Source organism: Arhodomonas sp. KWT, from assembly GCF_010993615.1.
The window spans coordinates 1-2766 of record NZ_WNXE01000267.1 but is presented as its reverse complement, the minus strand read 5'-3'; the positions used below and the strand labels follow the sequence as shown (position 1 = coordinate 2766).

The window sequence follows — 2766 nt, the reverse complement described above, 5'->3', positions numbered from 1 at the left end:
GGAGGGGCAACACCTGCGCCTGCTCTCCTGCCAGACCCTGTCGGGCGGCGTGATCTGGCTGCGACACGAGATCGCGCGCGATTGAGCTGGGCAAGTGCACCCGACTTGGAATCCGCGTCGACGTGCCCGTGGTCACCGGCCTGAAAGAGATCGATGCCATGGGCACCCTCATCGAACCGGTACCGATCGGGCGACCGGGAGACGGCAAAACGGTCCGCCCGGCCCGGGCTCTGCATCCGGCGTTCGGGCCTCGCAATGAGCCACGCCCTGAGCGTCGAGCGCATCCACCCGGGGCGACAGCGGCCCGCAAGCGTTTTGTCCGAACCGCCATCGGCGTCGTCGCCCTGCTCGGTGCGTGCATGGCACACGGCGAAACCGTTCGATCCGGTCAAACGGAGGACACCATGAGGATACGCATCTCGGTCGAGGGCGCGGAGCTGGTGGCGCGCCTGGAAGACACGCCGGCGGCGCGCGATTTCGCGGCCATGCTCCCCCTCGAACTCACCCTCGAGGACTTCCACGCCACGGAGAAGGTCGCGGACCTGCCGTCCCCGCTGGCGACGGACGACGCCCCCGACGGAGTGGAACCCGAGGTGGGCGACGTCACCTACTACGCCCCCTGGGGCAACCTGGCCCTCTTCTACCGCGATTTCGGCTACGCAAGGGGGCTGGTGCGACTCGGCCGGATCGAGGGGGACATGTCCCCCCTCAAGGCCAAAGGGCCGCTCGACGCCCGGATCGAGCTGATCGGCCCCGAACAGTGAGGCCCTGGGTTCAGCGCAACACGGCGAAGAGCGGCCATCGAATCATCCAGAACACCGCCAAGGGAGTACCCCGATATGACCGACAACATTGAAGGCAAGGTCGTCGTAATCACGGGCGCAAGCAGCGGCAACGGCGCTGCGACCGCCCGCCATCTCGCCGAGCAGGGCGCCGCGGTCGTGCTGGGCGCACGCCGCATGGAGCGCCTTACCGCACTCGAGAAGGAGCTGACGGCCGCCGGACACAAGGCCAAGGCCGTGGAGACCGACGTCACCGACAGCGCACAGGTGCAGAAGCTGGTCGACACCGCCGTGCAGACCTTCGGCAGGGTCGACGTCCTGCTGAACAACGCCGGACTGATGCCGCTCTCGCCGCTCGAACGGCTCAGGACCGACGAGTGGGACCGGATGGTCGACGTCAACCTCAAGGGCACCCTGTACGGCATCGGCGCCGCCCTGCCCTACATGAAGGAGCAGATGTCCGGCCACATCATCAACGTCTCCTCGGTCTACGGCCACAAGGTGGGCCCCGGCGCGGCCGTGTACTGCGCGACCAAGTTCGGCGTCGGTGCGCTCTCGGAAGGGCTCCGCCAGGAGGTCAAGCCCTACAACATCCGCACCACCGTCATCTCACCCGGGGCGGTTGCCACGGAGCTGATCGAGCGGATCAGCGAGAAAGACGTGCGCGAACAGACCCAGGAACTCGTCGACCAGATCGCCATTCCGGCCGACAGCTTCGCCCGCATGGTGGCGTTCGCGGTGAACGAACCCGGAGACGTCGACGTCAACGAGATCGTCTTCCGGCCAACCGTGCAGCCCCTGTGAGGATGACGGGGACACCTTGAGCGGACAGCGGGCGGAGGCGTGTCCGCGACGGCGGGCGGTCCCTGACCCGCCGCCGCGGGACCGCACAACCGGTCTGCGCCGCAGCCCCTGAGAGACCGAGTAACCGTATCCCCTGCCCCGGACGGGGCAACCGACCGAAGGAGCAATGACCATGCACGAGATCCACCGCAGCGGCTCGCGGCCCTCCAGCGCGGGGCCGGCCGAGTACTTCACCGGCAGTGTACGCATCGACCCACTCTTCCAGTCCCCCGAGCCGGCGCGTGCCTCCGGCGCGAGCGTGACCTTCGAGCCCGGCGCCCGAACCGCGTGGCACACGCACCCCCTCGGCCAGACCCTGATCGTCACGGCCGGCTGCGGCGTCGTGAAGTGCGAGGGTGAGCCGGCGAGGACGATCCGCCCCGGCGACGTGATCCAGTGCCCGCCGAACGAGAAGCACTGGCATGGCGCCATGCCGAACACCGCCATGACCCACGTCGCCATCCAGGAATCGCTCAACGGCACGCCCGTTCACTGGCTGGAGAAGGTCACCGGCGAGGAATACGAGTCCGCGGTCGACTCGCTGGAGTGAAAGCGCCACCCCGCGAAAGCGGGCGCGCCCCGGGGGCCGTCCACGGAAGGACCGGTCCCGACCGCGGCGGGCCGGCTGCCCCAACCGCATCCGGGAAGACGCCGCGGGCATCCCCCGGGCTCGCGCCCCCCGGACGCCCTGCGGCAGGGCGCTGGCACCACTAGGCGTGATGACGCTGGAGGTCGCGTTCGAGCCCGTCACCGGGGCCGTCAACGACCGCATCCACGACGCCTACCGGACGAAGTACGCGGGGCCGGCCTCTACCTCGCAGCGATGACCGTGGAGCGTGCCCGCCCGGCGACGGTCAGGATCACGCCGCACTGACGCGGGCGTCGCCCGCACCGTCGTTCGACGGTCAGGGACAGGGACATGCAGCGACGTGGCCCCGCAGACGGGCACACCCGGGACGCGGATGAATCAGCACGACCGCCGAGCACGGTCCGCAGCCCCGTTGAGACGCAGCAGATGCACCAGCGCAATGGTGTAGGCGAGCGACCACAGCAGCGAGGCGGCTGTCCACCACGCCGGTAGCGTCAGCCTCAAGACCGCGGCGACACCCACCAGCAGCACCGCGAGCACGATATCGGGCAT

General features: G+C 69.3%; 3 protein-coding genes. All 3 read left to right on the top strand.

Annotation, left to right across the window (positions count from 1 at the left end):
- Nucleotides 1–404 precede the first annotated feature (404 nt).
- A complete protein-coding gene (locus tag G7A99_RS17665) occupies nt 405–764 on the top strand; it encodes a cyclophilin-like fold protein (protein ID WP_163142634.1) in 360 nt (119 codons plus the stop codon).
- Nucleotides 765–839: 75 nt separating this feature from the next.
- Nucleotides 840–1586: an SDR family oxidoreductase gene (locus tag G7A99_RS17660; RefSeq protein WP_163142631.1), complete on the top strand. Its 747-nt coding sequence runs from the start codon at nt 840–842 to the stop codon at nt 1584–1586.
- A gap of 172 nt (nt 1587–1758) precedes the next feature.
- Nucleotides 1759–2175 carry a cupin domain-containing protein gene (locus G7A99_RS17655; RefSeq protein ID WP_163142628.1) on the top strand — a complete coding sequence of 139 codons (417 nt, stop codon included), beginning with the start codon at nt 1759–1761 and terminating at the stop codon, nt 2173–2175.
- Nucleotides 2176–2766: the final 591 nt, after the last annotated feature.

What these genes read in the sequence shown, in the direction of transcription:
- G7A99_RS17665 (WP_163142634.1), top strand. Translation starts at nt 405, where the DNA reads ATGAGGATACGCATCTCGGTCGAGGGCGCGGAGCTGGTGGCGCGCCTG.
- G7A99_RS17660 (WP_163142631.1), top strand. Translation starts at nt 840, where the DNA reads ATGACCGACAACATTGAAGGCAAGGTCGTCGTAATCACGGGCGCAAGC.
- G7A99_RS17655 (WP_163142628.1), top strand. Translation starts at nt 1,759, where the DNA reads ATGCACGAGATCCACCGCAGCGGCTCGCGGCCCTCCAGCGCGGGGCCG.